Consider the following 21,057-nt stretch of genomic DNA (forward strand, 5'->3'; position numbering starts at 1 on the left):
CGCTGCCCTGGGCGCGCAAGCCGGCCTGAAGGACATGAAGGACCCGGCGCTCGCCACCGCCGCAGCCGTCACGCCCGACGCGGCCGCTCCGGCGACCTCGGCCGCCGCCGATACGCTGACCAACATCGCATCCCAGCGCGCCGCGCTGCAGGCCGTGCCGCAGGCCGCGGCCAGCACCCAGGCAGCCACCACGGACAAGGCTGCCGCTACGCCCGGCACCGCCGCCGCCAAGGCGGGCCCGGACCTGGCCGCCAGCCTCAAGGCCGCCATGGCGGGCCAGCAAGGCGGCAATGGCCAGGCTTCCTCCGGGCAGCAGGACGCCTCGCTCGGCCAGCCGTACAAGGCCCCGCTGCAGCTTGCCGACGCCGGCAAGAACGCCCAGCCCCCGGCAACGACCGCCGCCGCGCCGGCCAGCCCGATGCAACTGGCGCAAGCCATGCGCGCCGCCGAACCCGCCAGCACCGAAGCCACGCCCGCTAACGCTACCGTTACGCCGCTGATGGCGGCCGGCACCCTGGCCGCGAGCCAGGCGCCGACCTCAGGCGGCCTGTCGCCCACGACCTCGCTGCCGATCGCGCCGCCGGTGGGCGATGGCCAATGGCCGCAAGCGCTTGGCCAGCAGATGGTGCGCCTGTCGACCCAAGGCAACCACACCGCCGAGCTGCAGCTCAACCCGCCCGACCTCGGCCCGCTCAAGGTCGTGCTCAACGTCGTCAACGACCAGGCCCAGGCCCAGTTCGTCTCGCCGCACGCCGCCGTGCGCGCCGCGGTCGAAGCCGCGCTGCCGCAACTGCGCACCGCGCTGGCCGACAGCGGCATCCAGCTGGGCCAGACCTCGGTGGGCGCCGACAGCTATGCCGGCCAGGCCGGCAACGGCCAACAGCAGCAACGCCAGCCGGGCAACTCGCAGAACGGCTTCGGCACCTTGGCTGGGATCCCGGCGGCCCCGGCCAATACCAGCCCCACGGCCCCGGTGGCACGCACCCTCGCACGCGGCGAAGTCGACACCTTCGCCTGACCGCCCGGGCGGGATGGACGCTCGGGCGCACACGCCCGGGCTTTCCTCGCAGCCCCGCGCATTCGCGCTTACCATGTCGTTTAAGAGCAGGGCTCCAGCCATCAGGGCTGGCGCGCCCCGCCCGCCAAGACGCCATGACTTTCGACCTGTTCGATTCCCTCCCCCAAGACGCCCCGCAGGTTGAGCCCATCGTCCCCGGCGCGGTAGTGCTGCGCGGCTTTGCGCGCGAACATGAGCAAACCCTGCTGGATAACGTGCGCGGCATTGCGGCGCAAGCCCCGTGGCGCCACCTCATCACGCCGGGCGGCCTGCGCATGTCGGTGGCCATGACCAACTGCGGCCCGTTTGGCTGGGTTTCGGACGTCACAGGCTATCGCTACGAAGCAGCCGATCCCCTCAGCGGGCAGCCCTGGCCGCCCATGCCGGATGCCTTCCTGTCGCTGGCGCGCGATGCGGCCGCCACGGCCGGCTTTGCCGATTTCAAGCCGGACGCGTGCCTGCTCAACCGCTACGCGCCGGGCACCCGCCTCTCCCTGCACCAGGACCGCGACGAGCTCGACCTGCGCGCGCCCATCGTCTCGGTGTCGCTCGGCCTGCCAGCCGTGTTCCTGTTCGGCGGCCTCGCGCGCGCCGAGCGCCCGCTACGCGTGCGGCTGGTGCATGGTGATGTGGTGGTGTGGGGTGGGCCCGCGCGCCTGGCGTTCCATGGCATTGCACCGCTGGCCGACGGCGATCACGTGCTGCTGGGACGCGAGCGGATCAACCTGACTTTCCGCAAGACGCGCTAGCTGCGCGCCGGGCGCATTGGCAGGCGAGCGTCAGCCGATCTCATCGAGCAACGCCAGCCGGCTATCGTCGGGAAACGCCTTGACGCGGTACCTGGCGGGATACTGCGCCTCCTGCTCCATCAGATCGCCCAGCAAGGCCAGCGCCTGCTGCCAGCCCACCACGCGCGTGCGCCCCATGGCATCGTCCGCGTCGGGCCGTACCAGGGCGATGCGATCCGCGCGCGGCAGCGATGTATCCACGCCGCACGTCCAGGTGGTGATCGAATACGAGGTAAGCGGATCGTCCTGCCGGCCATAGAGCAGGTAATTGGCCAGGAAGACATCGACGCCGTCGCGCTCGTTCAGGCGGTCCAGCGCGGCCTTTTGCGTGTCGTACTCTTCCTTGCGGTACAGCCGCACCAGGTGGGCAAGGTGCCGTGCCGCCTGCTCGCCGGGCGGGACGAAATGTGACACCTCGGTTCCCGTGGGCACAGCGTGCGCCACGCCCCCGGGCTGGTAGCAGAACATGGCCGGCGAGATCGTGCGGCCCTGGCGAAACGCCTGCAAGCTGAGCTCCACCATCCGCAACTGGCCGGCATCGTCCTGGTCGCCCGTCACCAGCAGCACCTCGCGGGTAGGCATCATGAACACCGGGCGGCCGCGCACCGGTACCCGCTCCAGCACATCCGGCAGCAGCGCGCGGCTAGCCTCGTAGCCGTCGCTCCAGGCGCCCTGGTAGACGCCCTGCGCGACCGGGACGAAGGCCTCGTCGGTATGGTCGCGCAGGTTGTCGCCCGCGATCTGCAGCGCCTGGCCGAGCGTCACCTGCCAGGAGGCGGAGGGGCCGTTGAGCAGCGTCGACGTGGTTTCCGGATAGTCCACCGCCAGCAGGGTCACGCAGTCCTCGCCGAAGGGCAGGTAGGCGACATCGAACGTCGAGGGATCGCCCTCCGAGCGCAGGTGGTGCAGCCGGATCTCATCGATCAGCGAGCGGCTGCGGATCAGCGGGCGAAGCATGGGCCCGGCCTCGGACAGCGAGTCCGGCGTTGCCTGCCCGCTGGAGCACAGGGTAGCCACGAAGCCGTGCAGCGCCTTGTCGCGCTGCGCGCCACGGGCCTCGCAGTACGCCCGGTAGGCATTGTGGAGGTTGAAGAAGGCGTTGCGCCCGTGCTCCAGCCGGAACTCGTCGGCGTTGAAATCAAGGCGCCCCTCAAAGCCCTGGCGCCTGGCCGCGGCAATGAACAGCGCCGCGAAACGATCCGGCGGCGGCTTGCGCAGGAATAGCGACTCGAAGAAACCCATGGCGATGGCGTGGCCCGGAGGTTGGCCCCAGTGTTCGCCCGGACGTTGGCCCGGACGTTGGCCCGGATGGCAATGCTTACACCTTACCTCATGTCCCGGCGTTTCGGCACCATCTCCGTGCGCCGCTATGCGCCCTGCCGCGCAGTGTTGCGCCACCGTGTTTTCCGTTATTCTTGGGCTCGCCGCGGCGCCGGGCCGACCATCCCGCCCATGGCACCGCCCCCGCCCCCAGGATCACAGGAAACCTGAATTGACGCGCATCTGCCTGAACATGATCGTGAAGAACGAGGCCCCGGTGATCGCCCGCTGCCTCGCATCCGTCAAGCCATGGATCGGCCGCTGGGTGATCGTGGACACTGGCTCCACCGATGGCACCCAGGCGCTGGTACGTGAGGTCATGGGGGACCTGCCCGGCACGTTGCATGAGCGGCCGTGGATCGATTTCGCGCACAACCGCAACGAGGCCCTGGCGCTGGCCCGCGCCGGTACAGAAGGCGAGGCCGGCGCCAATGACTACGTGCTGTTCATTGATGCCGACGAAACCCTGCGCATGCCCGAGGGGTTCCGCTGGCCCAGGCTGGCCGACGATGGCTACCGCTTCCAGTGCGAGCTGGGCGGCTGGCAATACCAGCGCAACGCCCTGGTAAAGGCGGCCCAGCCCTGGCGCTGGGAAGGCGTGCTCCACGAATACCTCACGCAGGACGCGCCGCACGCCTGGCAGTACCTGGCCGGCCCCGCCATCGTGGTCTCGCGCGATGGCGCCCGCGCCCGGGATCCGCAGACCTACTTGCGCGATATCGAAGTGCTGGAGCGCGCCCTGCAGAAGGATCCGGCCAACGCACGCTATTGCTTCTACCTGGCGCAGAGCTATCGCGACGCCGGCCAGCTGGAAGCCAGCCTGCAGCAATACCAGGCGCGCGTGACCATGGGCGGATGGGAAGAGGAGCGCTGGTTCTCGCTGTTCCAGGTGGCCGTGCTGACCGAGCGCCTTGCCGCCGCCGATGTGGCCGATGTCGCCGACAATGCGGCAAACTCAGCCTACGCCCCCGGCGCCGTGCGCGACGCCTACCTCGCGGCCTACCAGGCGCGCCCGGCGCGGGCCGAGCCGCTGTGCGAGCTGGCCCGTTACCACCGGCTGCGCGGCGAGTTCGCGCAGGCGCATCTCTACGCCCAGCAGGCCGCGGCCATGCCCTGCCCGGCCGATACGCTGTTTGTCGACACGGCGGTCTATGCCTGGCGCGCGCTCGACGAACTCACGGTCAGTGCGTACTACATCGGCGCGCTGGCGCAAGGCAAGGCTGCCTTGCAAAAGCTGCTGGATGAAGCGCGCTTCCCGCCCACCGAAGGCACGCGCATCCAATCGAACCGGCCTTACTACGGGCTGTAGCCTTCCAGCCCCTGGCCGGCCTTGGTTGGCCTTGGTTGGCCTTAGTCGGCCTTCGCCGCCCCTCGGTCCACCCAGTTGACCTTGGGGAACTTGCGCGCAAAGGCCTCCGGCATCGGCACCACCTGCTTGCGCTCGTAGCTGAAGAAGACAAAGCCGGACTTGGCCATGGCCACCAGCGCCAGGTCTGCCGGACGCGTGATGCGGAAGGTGATATCGCCGCCGTAGCGGTTGAAATCCATCACGCCCACCTCGAACAGCAACTGGTCGCGGGCATGGGCCTCGTTGCGGTAGGTGGTGGCCAGGTCGGTCACGATGATGCCCACCTGGTCGGTCTCGGCATCCTCCGTGTCACCCGTGCGCAGGTCGAACAGAAAGCGCGCCCGCGCCTCGGAAATCATCGAGATCATCGAGTCGTTGCCGAGATGGTTGGCCGAGTTGATATCGGTCACGCGCACCGTGAGGTGGGTGGAGTAGCAGTACTGGTCTTCAGGGAATTCGAGATCGAGGCGGGCCATGATGCAAAGGGAAAGCGAGGTGAGGTTTCATCCGCACTATGTGCGATGATCAAGCCGATGCCGCGCAAGTGGCTTGGCGCCGGCTGGCTGCGATGATATGCGCGCTACAGTTTACTAGTAACGGTTAACTCGGATTGACTGGCGATTGCCCCCACAAGCTGGACAAAGGCACCGCCCAGATCCCACTGCCAAGTGGCAAGGTTTCCGTACCATCGTAGAGCACGACGCCTAGCCTGAACGCATCGCCTGCGAGGCTGGCAAGCCGCGTCAAACCACGAAGGTCATTTTTCCTGGCGGTGGCTGACGCCTTCACTTCCACCCCGATCAAGTGACCCGCCGCATTCTCGATGATGAAATCGACTTCGACCTGGTCATGATCGCGGTAGTGGAACAATTGGTAGTCCCCGTCGGCCGTCGTTTTGTGCTTGAGCAGCTCGCCAAACACAAAGGTCTCGAGAACGCTGCCGAAGCGACTTCGATCCTGGTCGGCAAACCCGGGCGTCAAATCCGTCAGCGCGGACAACAGCCCCGAATCAAGGAACTGAATCTTGGGTGCCTTCACAACCCTGCTCAGACGGATTCTTGCCCAGACCTCTACGCGCTTGAGCAAGTACATCTGCTCGAACACGCCGACGTATCGCGCGGCAGTCCTCTCTGGCCGCCAGCAAGGTTAGCTCGTCGTCGAGCGTCAGGTAGCGCATCCCCTGCGCAGCCACATGGCGCGCCAAGGTTGTCTTGCCCGCTTGACGCGGGCCAGCGATCAGCACGACAGGCGTGTCGGCCATCGCCTGCGCAACGCGCGGCGCCAGCAATCTTGGATAGAGGGAATGTGACTCGCTCATGTGATGCATAATCCCCGTGTATTTGGGAATTACACAGCTTAAATTTGGGATTATTAGTCCGTGTAGTTAGGAATCTACTATCGGGTACTTGGGAACGTCCACAGGTCGCGCCGGCATGGTGTGTTTCGTCGTGGATATGTTTCTCGCCAAGCGAATTTGCCCAGCGCTTTGCCGCAGACGGATCGTTCTGGCTGTATCGGCTATGGGTGTGACCCGGCCTTGCCACCCATCGGGCCCGGAATGAGAGACGCCGCTGGATCAGTTGGCCAAGGCGAACGCAAGATACGGACAAAAAAATGCCGTTCACTGGCTTAAGTGAACGGCATTACCCCGGAGTGGGGCTTTTCAGGACGTAACTGTTGAAGCCGGTACCGCTTACACCGTCACCGTATCCGCCACGCCCTTGAAGTCTTCGATCTTGTCGAAGTTCAGGTACTTGTAGATCTGGTCGCCGTTGGTGGCCAGCACGCCCATGTCCGACATGTACTCTTCCTTGGTCGGGATGCGGCCAAGGCGCGAGCAGATTGCCGCCAGCTCAGCCGAACCCAGGTACACATTGGTGTTCTTGCCCAGACGGTTGGGGAAGTTGCGGGTGCTGGTCGACATCACCGTGGCGCCTTCGCGCACTTGTGCCTGGTTACCCATGCACAGCGAGCAGCCCGGCATTTCGGTGCGGGCGCCTGCCGTGCCGAACACGCCGTAGTGGCCTTCTTCGGTCAGTTGCTTGGCGTCCATCTTGGTCGGCGGGGCAACCCACAGCTTGACGGGAATGTCGCGCTTGCCTTCGAGCAGCTTGGAGGCTGCGCGGAAGTGGCCGATGTTGGTCATGCACGAACCGATGAAGACTTCGTCGATCTTGGCGCCAGCCACTTCCGACAGGGTCTTGACGTCGTCCGGGTCGTTCGGGCAGGCCACGATGGGCTCGTGCACGTCGGCCAGGTCGATCTCGATCACGGCGGCGTACTCAGCGTCGGCATCCGGCTCCAGCAGCTTCGGGTCGGCCAGCCAGGCTTCCATCGCCTGGATACGGCGCGACAGGCTGCGCGGGTCCTGGTAGCCCTCGGCGATCATCCACTTCAGCAGCGTGATGTTGCTGTTGATGTACTCGATGATCGGTTCCTTGTTCAGGCGCACCGAGCAACCGGCGGCTGAACGCTCGGCGGATGCGTCGGACAGCTCGAACGCTTGCTCGACCTTCAGGTCGGGCAGGCCTTCGATCTCCAGGACGCGGCCCGAGAAGATGTTCTTCTTGCCTTGCTTGGCCACGGTCAGCAGGCCCGACTTGATGGCGTACAGCGGAATGGCGTTGACCAGGTCACGCAGGGTGACGCCGGGCTGCATCTTGCCCTTGAAGCGCACCAGCACGGATTCCGGCATGTCCAGCGGCATCACGCCGGTGGCAGCAGCAAAGGCCACCAGGCCCGAGCCTGCCGGGAAGCTGATGCCGATCGGGAAACGGGTGTGCGAGTCGCCGCCAGTGCCGACGGTGTCAGGCAGCAGCATGCGGTTCAGCCACGAGTGGATCACGCCGTCGCCCGGGCGCAGCGAGATGCCGCCGCGGGTGCTGATGAACTGGGGCAGCGTGTGGTGGGTCTTGACGTCGACCGGCTTCGGATACGCGGCGGTGTGGCAGAACGACTGCATCACCAGGTCGGCCGAGAAGCCCAGGCAAGCCAGGTCCTTCAGCTCGTCGCGGGTCATCGGGCCGGTGGTGTCCTGCGAGCCCACCGAGGTCATCTTCGGTTCGCAGTAGGTGCCCGGGCGGATGCCCTTGCCTTCCGGCAGGCCGCAGGCGCGGCCGACCATCTTCTGGGCCAGCGTGAAGCCGCGGCCGGTGTCGGCCGGGTTGTGCGGCAGGCGGAACAGCGTGGACGGGGCCAGGCCGAGCGCCTCGCGGGCCTTGGCGGTCAGGCCACGGCCAACGATCAGGGGAATGCGGCCGCCGGCGCGCACTTCGTCGAACAGCACGTCGGACTTGACGGTGAATTCGGCGATGACCTGGCCGTTCTTCAGGGCCTTGCCGTCATAGGGACGCAGCTCGACCACGTCGCCCATTTCCATCTGCGACACGTCCAGCTCGATCGGCAGCGCGCCGGCGTCTTCCATGGTGTTGTAGAAGATCGGGGCAATCTTGCTGCCCAGGCACACGCCGCCGAAACGCTTGTTCGGCACGAAGGGGATGTCTTCGCCGGTGAACCACAGCACTGAGTTGGTGGCGGACTTGCGCGAGGAGCCGGTACCGACCACGTCGCCCACGTAGGCGACCAGGTTGCCCTTTTCCTTCAGCGATTCGATGAACTTGACCGGGCCGCGCTTGCCGTCTTCTTCCGGGGTGATGCCCGGGCGCGCATTCTTCAGCATGGCCAGCGCGTGCAGCGGGATGTCGGGGCGGGTGGTGGCGTCCGGAGCCGGCGAGAGATCGTCGGTGTTGGTTTCGCCGGTGACCTTGAACACGGTCACGGTCAGGCTTTGCGGCACTTCCGGACGGCTGGTGAACCATTCTGCGTCGGCCCAGCTTTGCAGGACGGACTTGGCGATGGCGTTGCCCTTGTCGGCCTTTTCCTTGACGTCGTGGAAGGCGTCGAACATCAGCAGCGTCTTCTTGAGCGCTTCAGCGGCAACCGGGCCGATCTCGGCGTCGTCCAGCAGTTCGATCAGCGGGGCGATGTTGTAGCCGCCCAGCATGGTGCCCAGCAGCTCGGCTGCCTTGGCGCGCGAGATCAGCGGGCTGGCTTCCTTGCCCAGGGCCACGGCGGCCAGGTACGAGGCCTTGACCTTGGCGGCGTCGTCCACGCCTGCCGGCACGCGATGCGTGATCAGGTCGACCAGGACTTGTTCCTCGCCAGCCGGCGGGGATTTCAGCAATTCGATCAACTCCGCAGTCTGCTTGGCGGTCAGCGGCAGAGGGGGGATGCCAAGCGCGGCGCGTTCGGCTACATGGGCGCGATAGTTTTCAAGCATGGGAACCTGCGGGTGATAGGGTTACAAAAACCGGTTGTGCCGCGATTGTAAAATAAAGTGCACCCTTGGGTCAAACGTCTTATATCTTATATAAGAGTTGAAAACAGAAAACACAATCAAATCAAGGGGAAGCCGCATACAAGACATCCCCCGATTCCATCAGGCCGCGAGCGTTCACTCCTGGCTTGGCGGCAGGAAAACCAGCTTCTCCTCCTCATACAGCCGGTAGATCATGTCGAGCATGGCGCGGATCTCTTCGGTCTCGTCGAGCATGCGCGTGCTCATGATGATGGGCGACACCAGGTTGGGATCGTCCAGCTCCCTGTAGCTGATGTCGTCCCGCTTGAGGCCGTGCACGCTGCTCGGGACGATCGAGATCCCCTCCCCCGCCGCCACCAGCCCCAGCGCGATCTGCAGCTCGCGCGCCTCATGGATGCGCCCGGGCTGCAAGGCCCGGTCGTGAAACGCCGCCAGCACCTGGTCGGCATAGCTGGGGCGCGGCGCCTTGGGAAAGATGATCAAGGTCTCGCCCAGCAGGTCGTGCAGGGCAAGCACGGGCTTGGACAGCGAGAGCGGCTGCCCGACCGGCAGCGCCACGATCATCCGCTCCTCGCGCAGCACGATCCGGCGCACGTTCGGGTCCTCATGCCGGATGCGGCCAAAACCCACATCGATGGTGCCCTGCTTGAGCGCCGCGATCTGGTCCATGGTGGTCATCTCATGCAGGCTCAGCTCGATCTCCGGATGCTCGGTGCGAAAGCGCCGGATGATCTTGGGCAGCATCCCGTACAGGGTTGAACCGACAAAGCCGAGCGACATCTTGCGCTCGATCTGCCCCACCCGCCGGGTCATCGACTCCAGCTCCGCGGCTTGCGCCAGCAACTGCTGGGCGTGGCCGTAAAAGAAACGCCCGGCCTCCGTCAGCTTGAGCGGGCGCGCGTTGCGCTCGAATAGCTGCACCCCCAGGCCCTCTTCCAGTTGCTGGATCTGCCGGCTTAGCGGCGGCTGCGCGATATGCAGCCGTTCGGCCGCGCGGGTGAAGTTGAGCTCCTCCGCGACGGCGACAAAGTAACGTAAATGACGCAGGTCCACGACTATACCTTTTTAGTATTTAGCCAATACCAAAACAGTGTTGGACCGCCAATTTTGGCGCTCCTATCCTTCGTATCAGGCTGTGACAACGACTTTTTATACCTTCAAAGCATTCTAGTCCGAATCACACCGCCACGGCGGAGGGCCATTGCAAGACGGACCCCACAAAGAAAACCAGAGACAAGGAGCAGACAAATGACTCACCCGGAAATCGAAGCGCTGGTCAAAGCGTTCATCGTCGACACCGCCAACGGCAAGGTCGACGCGCGTGTGCAAAGCGTGGTGGTCCGCCTGACCACCGATCTGTTCAAGGCCATCGAAGACCTGGACCTGAGCGCCAGCGAAGTCTGGAAGGGCATCGAGTACTTTGCCGAGGCCGGCAGCAGCCAGGAGCTTGGCCTGCTGGCCGCCGGACTGGGCCTGGAGCGCTTCCTTGACATCCGCGCTGATGAAGCCGAGGCAAAGGCAGGACTCAGCGGCGGCACGCCGCGCACCATCGAGGGCCCCCTGTACGTGGCCGGTGCGCCGTCCAGCGAAGGCTTTGCGCGACTGGACGACGGCAGCGAAGATGGCAAGGGCGAAGTCCTGTTCATGCAGGGCACGGTGTTCGACACCAACGGCAAGCCGCTGCCCGGCGCGTCCGTGGAGGTCTGGCATGCCAACCTGCTCGGCAACTACTCGTTCTTCGACAAGACGCAGTCGGACTTCAACCTGCGCCGCACCATCGTGACCGATAGCAACGGCCGCTACCAGTTCCGCAGCAACGTGCCCATGGGCTACGGCTGCCCACCGCAAGGCACTACCCAGCGCTTGCTGGACCTGCTGGCCCGCCATGGCCGCCGTCCCGCGCACATCCATTTCTTCGTGTCCGCGCCCGGCCATCGCAAGCTGACCACCCAAATCAACATCGACGGCGACGAATACCTGTGGGACGACTTCGCCTTCGCCAGCCGCGAAGGGCTGGTGCCAGCGGTCAGGCACGTCGATACCCCGCGGGCACTGGCCGAGCACGGCCTCGCCAAGCCGTTTGCCTCCATCGATTTCGATTTCCGCCTGTACGCCGATTGCGCTGCAGCGCCGGCACCGGAAGTGGAGCGCACGCGCGCCGCCGCGTAAGCCTCGACACCTGAAGCCACGACAGCAGCAACATCAGGGCCGCCCTGAGGACCCCTCACGGCCCGGCGCATCCGCCACGGATGCAGGAGACACCTCATGATCCCCATTTACCCGGACCACAGCCCGGCCCTGAAGCGCCTGGACGACTACCTGGTGGAAAACCGCGAAACCGGCGACTACCGGCTGCACCGCAGCGCCTTTACCGACGAGGCCCTGTTCGAACTCGAGATGAAGCACATCTTCGAGGGCAACTGGATCTACCTGGCGCACGAAAGCCAGATCCCCAACAACAACGACTACTACACCACCTACATCGGCCGCCAGCCGATCGTGATCGCGCGCAACCGCCAGGGCGAGCTCAACGCGCTCATCAACGCCTGCACCCATCGCGGCGCCATGCTGTGCCGCCACAAGCGCGGCAACAAGGCCACCTACACCTGCCCGTTCCACGGCTGGACCTTCAACAACAGCGGCAAGCTGCTCAAGGTCAAGGACCCGGAAGGCGCCGGCTATCCCGACTGCTTCAACAAGGAAGCCTCGCACGACCTGAAAAAGGTGGCGCGCTTTGAAAACTATCGCGGCTTCCTGTTCGGCAGCCTGAACCCGGATGTGGCGCCGCTCAAGGATTTCCTGGGCGAAGCCGCCAAGATCATCGACATGATCGTGGACCAGTCCGCCGATGGGCTGGAAGTGCTGCGCGGCGCCTCCACCTATACCTTCGAAGGCAACTGGAAGCTGCAAACCGAGAACGGCGCCGACGGCTACCACGTCTCCGCCGTGCACTGGAACTACGCCGCCACCACCAACCACCGCAAGCAGGAGAACGCCCGCGAGGACAAGATCCGGGCCATGGACGCAGGCAACTGGGGCCGGCAAGGCGGCGGCTTCTACTCCTTCGATCATGGCCACATGCTGCTGTGGTCGCGCTGGGCCAACCCGGAAGACCGGCCCAACTTCAGCCGCCGCGAGGAATTCGCCGAGCGCTGCGGCGCCGACACGGCGGACTGGATGATCCAGAACTCGCGCAACCTGTGCCTGTACCCCAACGTCTACCTGATGGACCAGTTCGGCTCGCAGATCCGCGTGCTGCGCCCGCTGTCCGTGAACAAGACCGAAGTCACCATCTACTGCATCGCGCCCAAGGGCGAAGCGGACGAAGCGCGCGCCCGCCGCATCCGCCAGTACGAGGATTTCTTCAACGTCAGCGGCATGGCCACGCCGGACGACCTGGAAGAATTCCGCGCCTGCCAGCAAGGCTACGCCGGCAGCGCGCTGGAGTGGAACGACATGTGCCGCGGCGCAACGCACTGGGTGGAAGGCGCCGACGAGGCCGCGCAGAAGATTGGCCTCAAGCCGCTGATGAGCGGCGTGAAGACCGAGGACGAAGGCCTGTACACGGTGCAGCACCGTTACTGGCTGGACGTCATGAAGAAGGCCACCGGCGCCGAAGTCAGCAAAGCCACCAAAGCCACCAAAGCCGGGAGCGAAGCATGAGCACGACCGCAACCCTCAGCCTTGGCGATATCCAGGCCTTCCTCTACCGGGAAAGCCGCTTGCTGGACGACGAACGATGGGATGAATGGCTGGCCTGCTATCACCCGGATGCCGCGTTCTGGATGCCGTCCTGGGACGACGACGACACGCTGGTGACCGATCCGCAGCGCGAGATCTCGCTGATCTACTACCCGAACCGCCAGGGCCTGGAAGACCGCGTGTTCCGCATCAAGACCGAGCGCTCCAGCGCCACCATGCCGGACACGCGCACCAGCCACAACATCAGCAATGTCGAACTGGAGCGGCAGGAAGGCAGCGTCTGCACGGTGCGCTTCAACTGGCACACGCTGAGCCACCGCTACAAGACCAACTACAGCTACTTCGGCATGTCGCGCTACGTCATCGACTTCGCCGGCGAGCGCCCGCAGATCCTGGACAAGTACGTCGTGCTGAAGAACGACTACATCAACCAGGTCATCGACATCTATCACATCTGAGCGGACGCGCCGGAGGAACCACGCCATGCAATACAACATCGCCCTGCAGTTTGAAGACGGCGTTACCCGCTTCATCACCTGCGCCGACAACGAAACCCTGTCCGACGCCGCCTATCGCCAGCAGATCAATATCCCGCTGGACTGCCGCGACGGCGCCTGCGGCACCTGCCGCGGCCTGTGCGAGTCCGGCGAGTACGACCTGCCTGAGTCGAGCTATATCGAAGACGCCCTGACGCCCGAGGAAGCCGCCAAGGGCTACGTGCTGGCCTGCCAGACGCGCCCGCGCTCGGATTGCGTGATCAAGGTGCCGGCGGCGTCAGCCGCGTGCAAGACGGGCGTGACCAGCTTCCAGGGCAAGCTGGCGGCCGTGGACAAGCTGTCGGACTCCACCATCGCATTCTCGATCGACCTCGGCGAGGCCGCCGCACCGACCTTCCTGGCGGGGCAGTATGTCAACGTGGAAATCCCGGGCACCGGCCTGACCCGCTCTTACTCGTTCAGTTCGGCCCCCGGCGCCACGCGCACTGCGTTTGTGGTGCGCAACGTGCCCAACGGCCGCATGAGCGAGTTCCTGAGCAAGGAGGCGCAGCCCGGCCAGCCGATTTCCTTCGCCGGCCCCTACGGCAGCTTCTACCTGCGCGAGGTGACTCGCCCCGTGCTGTTCCTGGCGGGCGGCACCGGCATCGCGCCGTTCCTGTCCATGCTGGACGTGCTGGCCGCGAACGGCAGCCAGCATCCGATCCGCCTGGTGTACGGCGTGACGCATGACATCGACCTGGTGGCCCTGGAACAGCTCGACGAGGCACAGCGCAAGCTTGCCGGCTTCGAGTACCGCACCTGCGTGGTCGAGCCCGCCAGCAGCGAAACCCGCAAGGGCTATGTGACGCAGCACGTGGAGCAGGCCTGGCTCAACGGCGGGGATGTCGACATCTACCTGTGCGGCCCGGTCGCCATGGTGGACGCGGTGCGCGGCTGGCTGCAGGACGCCGGGGTGACGCCGGCCAGCTTCCACTATGAAAAATTCTCGGCCAGCAACGCTGCCTGACCACACGCCACGGAACGCAGACACGCCATGAACACAAACGCGCGCTTTAGCGAAAAAATCGCCATCGTCACCGGCGCGGCGCAAGGGATCGGCCGCGGCGTGGCGCTCGCCGCCGCCGCCGAGGGCGCCAGCCTGGTGCTGGTCGACCGCTCGGCACTGGTGCACGAGGTCGCCGCGGAAATCATCGCGAGCGGCGGCCAGGCACTGGCGGTGGAGGCCGACCTGGAAACCTACGCCGGCGCCTGCCAGATGGCCAGCGCCGCGCTGGAGACCTACGGCCGCATCGATATCCTTGTCAACAACGTGGGCGGCACCATCTGGGCCAAGCCGTACCAGGAATACGAGGAAGCACAGATCGAAGCCGAGATCCGCCGCTCCCTGTTTCCCACGCTATGGTGCTGCCGCGCCGTGCTGCCCGCCATGATCGGGCGCAAGCAGGGCGTGATTGTCAATATCTCGTCCATCGCCACGCGCAGCCTCTACCGGGTGCCCTACGCGGCCGCCAAGGGGGGCGTCAATGCCCTGACCGCCAGCCTGGCCTTCGAGCACGCGCAGGATGGCATCCGCGTCAACGCGGTGGCCACCGGCGGCACCGAAGCGCCGCCGCGCAAGGTGCCCCGCAACACGGCGGAGCAGACTCCGCAGGAAGCGGCCTGGTACCAGGGCATCGTCGACCAGACCATCGCCTCCAGCCTGATGCACCGCTATGGCACCATCGAAGAACAGGTGCGCGCCATTTTGTTCCTGGCGTCCGACGAGGCCTCATACATCACTGGCACCGTCCTGCCCGTGGGCGGCGGCGACCTGGGCTGAGCGCGGCGCATTGCCTGCCCCTTCACCCAGCAAGCCGAGCAGTTCCGGCCCGAGCCTTGCCGACAGTGCCTGGTTCGCCGGCAGCCAGAGCGCCAAGGCCCGCTCCAGGCACAGCGCCCCGGCCTCGGTCAGCCAGACCGCGCGCCGCCGCCGGTCACTCTCGGCGGTCACGACTTCGACCAGGCCTGCGCCGGCAAGCTGATCCACGTTGCGCGACATGGTGGACTGGTTCAGGCCGGCACGCAGCGCCAGCGCGCCCAGCGTGTCGTCCGGCGCCGACGCGATCAGGCACATCAGCCCGAACTGGGTATTGGACAGGCCGGCAGGCGCCAATGCCAGGTCCAGATCAGCGGTAAAACGCCGAGCCAGCATGCGCGAGAGCCAGCCAAGATCCGACGCGAGCACTTGCGCAGCGTCCGCGCGCAATGTTCTTGGCGCTTGTCTTTGTTTATCCATGCTCCTATTATATGCATATACATTCAATGTATCTGCATATAATTTCCCACAAAAAAGGAGACACATGACGGACTATCGTTTTGGCTTGGCCGACCCGGCAGACATCGCTGGCATGAGCGGCAAGGTGCAGCTCCAGGCAATCATCGACGGCCAGTTGCCGCAAGCGCCGATTTCACAGGTCCTGGACTTCTGGCTGGTCGAAGTCGGTGACGGCTTTGCCGCTTTCGAGGGGGAACCCGCCCAGCACCTGCTCAACCCCATGGGCACCGTCCATGGCGGCTGGGCACTGACGTTGATCGACAGCGTGACCGCTTGCGCCGCCCACTCCCTGCTGCCGCCGGGTGCTGCCTACACTACGGTCGAAACCAAGGGAAACTTCTCCCGGCCAATCAAAACCGACACCGGCCGCGTGCGGGCGGAGGCGAAAGTCGTCAGCCAGGGGCGCCAGATTATTGCCTCGGAAGCTCGGGTGATGGCCAGCGACGGACGCGTGCTGGCGCACGGCACCTCGACCCTCCTCGTTCTGTCCCCAGGACGATAACGTAAGCCTGTACGCGCCTGGCGCCACGCGCCCACCCAGCCAGAAGGCGCACATTTCACCGACAAATCAATGGCTTAGCCATCCGGCATCACGACCGATGCCGGTCCTTCCACGCTCGCTCTCGCGCTGAACCACCCGCGCATCGACATGCCGCCGCCATCCCCGCGGCACCGGATTCCCCTGCGGATTCTGCTGCGATCTCCCGCCATCCGGCCTGCCATGCGGGTTTTCCTCAAACATCCCTCTCAAGTTCCGTGCCCGTCATTCGTTAACCCCTGTAAGACCATCCGCGTAGCTCGGACGACAAGACCTGCTCGGCTCAAAGGGCCAAGCTGAGCGGGTTTCACCCTTTTTTTCGGCCCTTTGCTTGCCGGTCATTCCCTCAAGAATGGCAAGGCATTCCGATACAGGCATCTCATGGCGAATACGCTCACTTCTTCCCAGGCTGACGGCAACACGAGCAAGCGCCGGCGACTGCTGCTAGTACTCGGCGTCGTGCTCGTCGCGGCGCTGGGTGCCGGGGGCATTTTTCTGGGCAACATCCTGAGCAATCGCCAACCGGCCGCGCCTGCCGCACCGGTTGTACCGCCGCCGATTTTTGTGCCGTTGGAAGCATTTACCGTCAATCTGAAGAGCGATGACGGCGACCGCTTCCTGCATACCGGTTTGTCGCTCAAGGTGGCGGAAGCGAAGGACCAGACGCGCATCACCGAATACCTGCCGGAAGTCCGCAGCCGCATCTTGCTGCTGCTGTCGGCCAAGCAGCCGCCCGATCTGGCCACGGTGGACGGCAAGCGCAAGCTGGCCCAGGAAATCCAGAGTGTCATCAGCCAGCCGTTCGCGCCCAACCTGCCCAAGCAGCAGATCCTGGACGTCCTATTTACTTCCTTCGTGGTGCAGTAAGCGCTTTGCCCTGCCCCACCAGCAACTCCGATATGAATTCGTCCTTGTTTTCCTTGCCTGTCTCACAGCGTGCGCGCCAACGCCAGCGCGCGGGCTGACCGGCACATGGTCGCTTTCATTCATCACGGCACTCAAGGGGCAGGACACTAGATGGCCTACGACAAGTTTCTCTCGCAGGACGAGGTAGACGAATTACTGAAAGGCGTGTCAGGCGAGGCCGATACGCCCGAGGTCGCCGCGCCGGTCTCCGAGGATGGCGTGCGCCCGTACAACCTGGCCACGCAAGAGCGCATCGTCCGCGGACGGCTGCACACGCTCGAGATCATCAACGAGCGCTTTGCGCGCCAGATGCGCACACAGCTGTTCAACTTCATCCGCCGCGGCGCCGACATCTCGGTTGGCTCGGTGCGGATCGAAAAATACGGCGATTTCGTGCGCAACCTGCCGGTGCCGACCAACCTGAACCTGGTGCACATGAAGCCGCTGCGCGGCACGGCACTGTTCGTGTTCGACCCCAACCTGGTGTTCCTGGTGGTCGACAACCTGTTTGGCGGCGACGGGCGCTTCCACACCCGCGTGGAAGGCCGCGACTTTACCCAGACCGAGCAGCGCATCATCCGGCGCCTGCTGGACCTTGCGCTCAACAGCTACGGCCAGGCCTGGAATGCCGTGCATCCGATCGAGCTGGAATACGTCCGCTCGGAGATGCACACCAAGTTTGCCAACATCGCCATGCTCAGCGAGGTGGTGGTGACTACCGCTTTCCATATCGAGCTTGGCGCGGTGGGCGGCCAGCTGCACGTCTGCTTCCCGTACTCGATGATCGAGCCGGTGCGCGACCTGCTGATGAACCCGCTGCAGGACGAGGTTGAAGTAGACAAGCGCTGGATCTCCCAGCTGTCGCAGCAGATTCGCGCGGCAGAGGTGGATCTGGTGGCCGAATTTGCCCACGTGGAAAGCACCGTAGCCGAAGTGCTGGCGCTGCGCGTCGGCGACGTACTCCCTATCGAGCTGCCCGAGCAGGTCTTCGGCAAGGTCGATGGCGTACCCGTGCTGCAGGCCGGCTTTGGCACCATGAACGGCCAGTATGCGTTGCGGGTAGAACGGATGATCAATCACAAAGAAATCGATTCCAACAAGGAAACCGACCATGACTGACGGCAAAGACGACAAGCCGGCCGACCCGATGGACGACTGGGCCAGCGCCCTGGCGGAGCAGACCAGCGCCGAGGATATTGCCGCTGCCGCCGCGCCTGCCCAGGCTGTCGCCGCCACGCCAGCCACAGCCACCCCGGCCGCCTCCAAGGTCTTCCAGCCGCTGGAGAAGGAAACGCCAAGCGGCTTTCACAACGATATCGAGATGATTCTCGACATCCCGGTCCAGCTCACGGTGGAGCTTGGTCGCACCAAGGTGCCGATCAAGACGCTGCTGCAACTGGCGCAGGGCTCGGTGGTGGAGCTCGACGGCCTGGCCGGCGAGCCGATGGATGTGCTGGTCAACGGCTACCTGATCGCCCAGGGCGAAGTCGTCGTGGTGAACGATAAGTTCGGCATCCGCCTGACCGACATCATCACGCCGTCCGAACGCATCCGGAAGCTCAACCGATGAAAGCCAGCCTGCGCCGGCCTGCCAACGCCGCGCTTGCCGCCGGCGTGGCCCTGGCGCCTGCGGCGAGCGCGTACGCGCAAGCCAGTGCTGCTGCGGCCAGCCCTGCCGGTACCGGCACGGTCGCCAGCCACGCCGGGGCCGGCACTCATGTCCCGGTCAGCAGCGCAACGGGGCTGGCGCAAGCCGGCCTCGGCCTGTTTGCCGTCATCGCCCTGATCCTGCTGCTGGCCTGGCTGGCGCGCCGCGCCGGCCTGGTCCGGCACGGCCAGGGCGGCCAGATGAAGGTGGTAGGCAGCACCATGCTCGGGCCCCGCCAGCGCCTGGTGATGGTGGAAGTGGGCGACACCTGCCTGGTGCTGGGCGTGAGCGCCGGCGAGATTCGCACGCTCCACACTTTGCCCGCGCAAGCCGCGCACAAGCCGGACCAACCCTCCGGCAGCACGGCGACCCCGGGTTCGGCCGGCAGCTTTGGACACAAGCTGCTGCGCGCCATGCAAGACAACCTGAAGTCATGAATTTCCTGCCCGACGCCTCCCGGCGCACTTTGCAACACCACCTGCAACGCCATCTCCAGTCCGTGCGCGAATGCGCCAGCCAGCCCTCCCGGCTTGCGCTCGCGGCGTTGCTGGTGGGCGCCTGCCTCGCGCTGGTGCTGTTGCCGGCCATGGCCCAGGCGCAGGCACTGCCCGGCCTGACCAGCAAGGCCGGCCCGGGCGGCAGCCAAACCTGGTCGCTGTCGGTGCAGACGCTGGTCCTGCTCACCTCGCTGTCGTTCCTGCCCGCGGCCATGCTGATGATGACGGGCTTCACCCGCATCATCATCGTGCTGGGGCTGCTGCGCAACGCGCTGGGCACGGCCAGCTCCCCGCCCAACCAGGTGCTGGTGGGGCTGTCGCTGTTCCTGACCTTCTTTGTCATGTCGCCGGTGTTCGACCGCATCTACACCGATGCCTACAAGCCGCTGTCCGAGAACAAGCTCAGCCTGGAAGACGCCGCCGCCAAGGCCGCCGCGCCGCTCAAGACCTTCATGCTCAAGCAGACCCGCGAGAAGGACCTGGCGCTGTTTGCCCAGATGGCCAAGGTGCCCGAGATGCAGGGCCCCGAAGACGTACAGATGCGCATCCTGGTGCCTGCCTTTGTCACCAGCGAGCTCAAGACCGCGTTCCAGATCGGCTTTACCGTCTTTATCCCCTTCCTGATCATCGACCTGGTGGTAGCCAGCGTGCTGATGGCGATGGGCATGATGATGGTGCCGCCGGCCACCATCGCGCTGCCATTCAAGCTGATGCTGTTCGTGCTGGTGGACGGTTGGCAATTGCTGCTGGGCTCGCTGGCGCAGAGCTTCCTGAACTGATCACGGGGCGCATGCCCCACCCAAAGCCTTCGCCATGACGCCGGAAACCGTAATGAGCATCGCCACCCAGGCGATGAAGATGACCCTGATGCTGTCCGCGCCGCTGCTGCTGGTGGCGCTGGTGGCCGGCCTGGTGGTGAGCCTGTTCCAGGCCGCCACGCAGATCAATGAAATGACGCTGTCCTTCATCCCCAAGCTGCTGGCCCTGTTCGCCACCATGGTGCTGGCCGGCCCGTGGATGATCAACACCTTCGTCGACTACATGCGCGAAGTGTTCCAGGGCATTCCCGCCCTGGTGCATTGAGTCCGATGCGCCTGGCGTTGCACCCGGCTGCGCTGAGCCACATCTAACGCCGCAACAGCCGCCGTGCTCTCCGTCACCTCCGCCCAGCTCTACGCCTGGATCGCCGCGTTCCTCTGGCCCTTGTTCCGCCTGCTGGCCCTGATCGGCACCGCCCCGCTGTTCGGCGAGTCGACCATCCCGAGGCGCCTCAAGGTTGGCCTGGCGGCGCTGATGGCGGTGATCATCTCGCCCACCATCGATCACCTGCCGCTGGTGCCGGTGTACTCGCTGGAAGGCTTCCTGATCATCCTCAACGAAATAGGCATCGGACTGGCGATGGGCTTCAGCATGCGGCTGGTGTTCTCCGCCGTGCAATTCGCCGGCGAAACCATCGGCCTGCAGATGGGCCTGTCGTTCGCCTCTTTCTACGACCGCTCCTCCGGTGGCCAGACCATGGTGCTGGCGCGCTTTCTCAATGTGGTCGCCATGCTGATGTTCCTGGCCATGGACGGCCACCTGATGCTGCTGGCCACCATCGCCGACAGCTTCGCCAGCCTGCCCATCGCCGCCCAGCCCCTCACCGGCGCCGGCTGGGCAGCGGTGGCCGCCTCCGGCGGCACCGTGTTCTCCTCCGGGCTGCTGCTGGCGCTGCCGCTGATCGCCGCGCTGCTCACGCTCAACCTCGCCATGGGCATCCTGAACCGCGCATCGCCCCAGCTGTCGATCTTCGCGGTCGGCTTCCCGGTCACGCTGGGCGGCGGCATCTTGATGATGATGCTGATCATGCCGCAGATGAGCACCTTCATGGCGCGGCTGATCGAGGGTGGGTTGAGTACGGTGGCGACCGTGTTGGGGCAGTTTGGGCGGTAGTGGCTACAGCCTGGCCGCAGCTATCAAGCCGGCTGTCACGCCGCTTGCACAAGCTGTCGAGCGTCGCATTGACTGTGCCTTGTTCGATGCCGTTGAGAGACTGGCGGGACAGCCCCGCCATATCAGCCAACTGCTGCTGGGTTAGCCCAGGGCAATTCGTTTGCGATGAATGGCCGCGCCAAGAACATGGGC

General features: G+C 65.4%; 24 protein-coding genes. 16 read left to right on the forward strand and 8 right to left on the reverse strand.

What is annotated here, in order from left to right:
• A partial coding sequence (locus ACGLHR_RS35995) for a flagellar hook-length control protein FliK (protein WP_400099927.1) occupies positions 1-1,018 on the forward strand: 1,018 nt, incomplete at its 5' end.
• Positions 1,019-1,152: 134 nt separating this feature from the next.
• Positions 1,153-1,806, forward strand: coding sequence for a DNA oxidative demethylase AlkB (gene alkB, locus ACGLHR_RS36000; protein ID WP_400099929.1), 654 nt, complete (start codon positions 1,153-1,155; stop codon positions 1,804-1,806).
• A gap of 30 nt (positions 1,807-1,836) precedes the next feature.
• Here the strand turns inward: alkB and ACGLHR_RS36005 are convergent, their stop codons facing one another.
• Positions 1,837-3,087, reverse strand: coding sequence for a hypothetical protein (locus ACGLHR_RS36005; RefSeq protein WP_400099931.1), 1,251 nt, complete (start codon positions 3,085-3,087; stop codon positions 1,837-1,839).
• Positions 3,088-3,337: 250 nt separating this feature from the next.
• Here ACGLHR_RS36005 and ACGLHR_RS36010 point away from each other — a divergent pair, with 250 nt between their 5' ends.
• Positions 3,338-4,474 (forward strand): glycosyltransferase, encoded by a 1,137-nt coding sequence (locus ACGLHR_RS36010; RefSeq protein ID WP_400099933.1) that lies wholly within the window; start codon positions 3,338-3,340, stop codon positions 4,472-4,474.
• A gap of 41 nt (positions 4,475-4,515) precedes the next feature.
• Here ACGLHR_RS36010 and ACGLHR_RS36015 read toward each other — a convergent pair whose 3' ends face one another.
• The 5 genes from ACGLHR_RS36015 to ACGLHR_RS36035 all read right to left on the reverse strand — a co-directional run bounded on the left by ACGLHR_RS36015 (position 4,516) and on the right by ACGLHR_RS36035 (position 9,884).
• On the reverse strand, positions 4,516-4,989 hold the full coding sequence (locus ACGLHR_RS36015) for a thioesterase family protein (RefSeq protein WP_400099935.1): 474 nt from the start codon (positions 4,987-4,989) through the stop codon (positions 4,516-4,518).
• Positions 4,990-5,113: 124 nt separating this feature from the next.
• Positions 5,114-5,617 carry an ATP-binding protein gene (locus ACGLHR_RS36020; protein ID WP_400099936.1) on the reverse strand — a complete coding sequence of 168 codons (504 nt, stop codon included), beginning with the start codon at positions 5,615-5,617 and terminating at the stop codon, positions 5,114-5,116.
• Entirely contained in the window at positions 5,523-5,840 is a 318-nt protein-coding gene (locus ACGLHR_RS36025; RefSeq protein ID WP_400099938.1) for an AAA family ATPase, read from the reverse strand. Before ACGLHR_RS36025 ends, ACGLHR_RS36020 begins: the two co-directional genes overlap by 95 nt.
• A gap of 366 nt (positions 5,841-6,206) precedes the next feature.
• On the reverse strand, positions 6,207-8,792 hold the full coding sequence (acnB, locus tag ACGLHR_RS36030; RefSeq protein ID WP_318234047.1) for a bifunctional aconitate hydratase 2/2-methylisocitrate dehydratase: 2,586 nt from the start codon (positions 8,790-8,792) through the stop codon (positions 6,207-6,209).
• Positions 8,793-8,966: 174 nt separating this feature from the next.
• Positions 8,967-9,884 (reverse strand): LysR family transcriptional regulator, encoded by a 918-nt coding sequence (locus ACGLHR_RS36035; protein ID WP_400099940.1) that lies wholly within the window; start codon positions 9,882-9,884, stop codon positions 8,967-8,969.
• 195 nt (positions 9,885-10,079) lie between these two features.
• Here ACGLHR_RS36035 and catA point away from each other — a divergent pair, with 195 nt between their 5' ends.
• The 5 genes from catA (at position 10,080) to ACGLHR_RS36060 (ending at position 14,849) form a co-directional block, all read left to right on the forward strand.
• The gene (catA, locus tag ACGLHR_RS36040) at positions 10,080-11,000 is read left to right on the forward strand and encodes a catechol 1,2-dioxygenase (protein WP_400099942.1); all 921 of its coding nucleotides are present in this window, start codon (positions 10,080-10,082) and stop codon (positions 10,998-11,000) included.
• Positions 11,001-11,096: 96 nt separating this feature from the next.
• A complete protein-coding gene (gene benA / locus ACGLHR_RS36045) occupies positions 11,097-12,494 on the forward strand; it encodes a benzoate 1,2-dioxygenase large subunit (RefSeq protein ID WP_400099943.1) in 1,398 nt (465 codons plus the stop codon).
• Complete coding sequence (benB, locus tag ACGLHR_RS36050; protein WP_400099945.1) at positions 12,491-12,991, forward strand: benzoate 1,2-dioxygenase small subunit; 501 nt, start codon at positions 12,491-12,493, stop codon at positions 12,989-12,991. Before benA ends, benB begins: the two co-directional genes overlap by 4 nt.
• Before the next feature lie 25 nt (positions 12,992-13,016).
• The gene (gene benC / locus ACGLHR_RS36055; RefSeq protein ID WP_400099947.1) at positions 13,017-14,036 is read left to right on the forward strand and encodes a benzoate 1,2-dioxygenase electron transfer component BenC; all 1,020 of its coding nucleotides are present in this window, start codon (positions 13,017-13,019) and stop codon (positions 14,034-14,036) included.
• A 27-nt stretch (positions 14,037-14,063) separates the two neighbouring features.
• A complete protein-coding gene (locus ACGLHR_RS36060; protein WP_400099948.1) occupies positions 14,064-14,849 on the forward strand; it encodes a 1,6-dihydroxycyclohexa-2,4-diene-1-carboxylate dehydrogenase in 786 nt (261 codons plus the stop codon).
• On the opposite strand, the gene ACGLHR_RS36065 is transcribed toward ACGLHR_RS36060, so the two are convergent.
• Complete coding sequence (locus ACGLHR_RS36065; protein ID WP_400099950.1) at positions 14,799-15,305, reverse strand: MarR family winged helix-turn-helix transcriptional regulator; 507 nt, start codon at positions 15,303-15,305, stop codon at positions 14,799-14,801. The genes ACGLHR_RS36060 and ACGLHR_RS36065 overlap by 51 nt on opposite strands.
• 64 nt (positions 15,306-15,369) lie before the next feature.
• Between ACGLHR_RS36065 and ACGLHR_RS36070 the strand changes: the two genes are divergently transcribed.
• The 8 genes from ACGLHR_RS36070 to fliR all read left to right on the forward strand — a co-directional run bounded on the left by ACGLHR_RS36070 (position 15,370) and on the right by fliR (position 20,865).
• Positions 15,370-15,846 carry a PaaI family thioesterase gene (locus ACGLHR_RS36070; RefSeq protein WP_400099952.1) on the forward strand — a complete coding sequence of 159 codons (477 nt, stop codon included), beginning with the start codon at positions 15,370-15,372 and terminating at the stop codon, positions 15,844-15,846.
• Between the two features lie 417 nt (positions 15,847-16,263).
• Positions 16,264-16,749, forward strand: a complete 486-nt coding sequence (gene fliL, locus ACGLHR_RS36075; protein ID WP_400099953.1) for a flagellar basal body-associated protein FliL — start codon at positions 16,264-16,266, stop codon at positions 16,747-16,749.
• Positions 16,750-16,899: 150 nt separating this feature from the next.
• Positions 16,900-17,907: a flagellar motor switch protein FliM gene (gene fliM, locus ACGLHR_RS36080; protein ID WP_400099954.1), complete on the forward strand. Its 1,008-nt coding sequence runs from the start codon at positions 16,900-16,902 to the stop codon at positions 17,905-17,907.
• The gene (gene fliN / locus ACGLHR_RS36085) at positions 17,900-18,358 is read left to right on the forward strand and encodes a flagellar motor switch protein FliN (protein ID WP_150990476.1); all 459 of its coding nucleotides are present in this window, start codon (positions 17,900-17,902) and stop codon (positions 18,356-18,358) included. Before fliM ends, fliN begins: the two co-directional genes overlap by 8 nt.
• Positions 18,355-18,873 carry a flagellar biosynthetic protein FliO gene (gene fliO, locus ACGLHR_RS36090; protein ID WP_400099956.1) on the forward strand — a complete coding sequence of 173 codons (519 nt, stop codon included), beginning with the start codon at positions 18,355-18,357 and terminating at the stop codon, positions 18,871-18,873. The genes fliN and fliO overlap by 4 nt, the downstream gene beginning before the upstream one ends.
• A gap of 149 nt (positions 18,874-19,022) precedes the next feature.
• Entirely contained in the window at positions 19,023-19,712 is a 690-nt protein-coding gene (fliP, locus tag ACGLHR_RS36095; protein ID WP_318234083.1) for a flagellar type III secretion system pore protein FliP, read from the forward strand.
• A 34-nt stretch (positions 19,713-19,746) separates the two neighbouring features.
• Positions 19,747-20,016 carry a flagellar biosynthesis protein FliQ gene (gene fliQ / locus ACGLHR_RS36100; RefSeq protein ID WP_043353410.1) on the forward strand — a complete coding sequence of 90 codons (270 nt, stop codon included), beginning with the start codon at positions 19,747-19,749 and terminating at the stop codon, positions 20,014-20,016.
• A gap of 63 nt (positions 20,017-20,079) precedes the next feature.
• Positions 20,080-20,865: a flagellar biosynthetic protein FliR gene (fliR, locus tag ACGLHR_RS36105; RefSeq protein WP_400099958.1), complete on the forward strand. Its 786-nt coding sequence runs from the start codon at positions 20,080-20,082 to the stop codon at positions 20,863-20,865.
• On the opposite strand, the gene ACGLHR_RS36110 is transcribed toward fliR, so the two are convergent.
• Entirely contained in the window at positions 20,798-20,986 is a 189-nt protein-coding gene (locus tag ACGLHR_RS36110) for a hypothetical protein (RefSeq protein ID WP_400099960.1), read from the reverse strand. The genes fliR and ACGLHR_RS36110 overlap by 68 nt on opposite strands.
• Positions 20,987-21,057: the final 71 nt, after the last annotated feature.

The sequence above is a fragment of the Cupriavidus sp. CuC1 genome (assembly GCF_044627735.1).
GTDB lineage: Bacteria > Pseudomonadota > Gammaproteobacteria > Burkholderiales > Burkholderiaceae > Cupriavidus > Cupriavidus ulmosensis.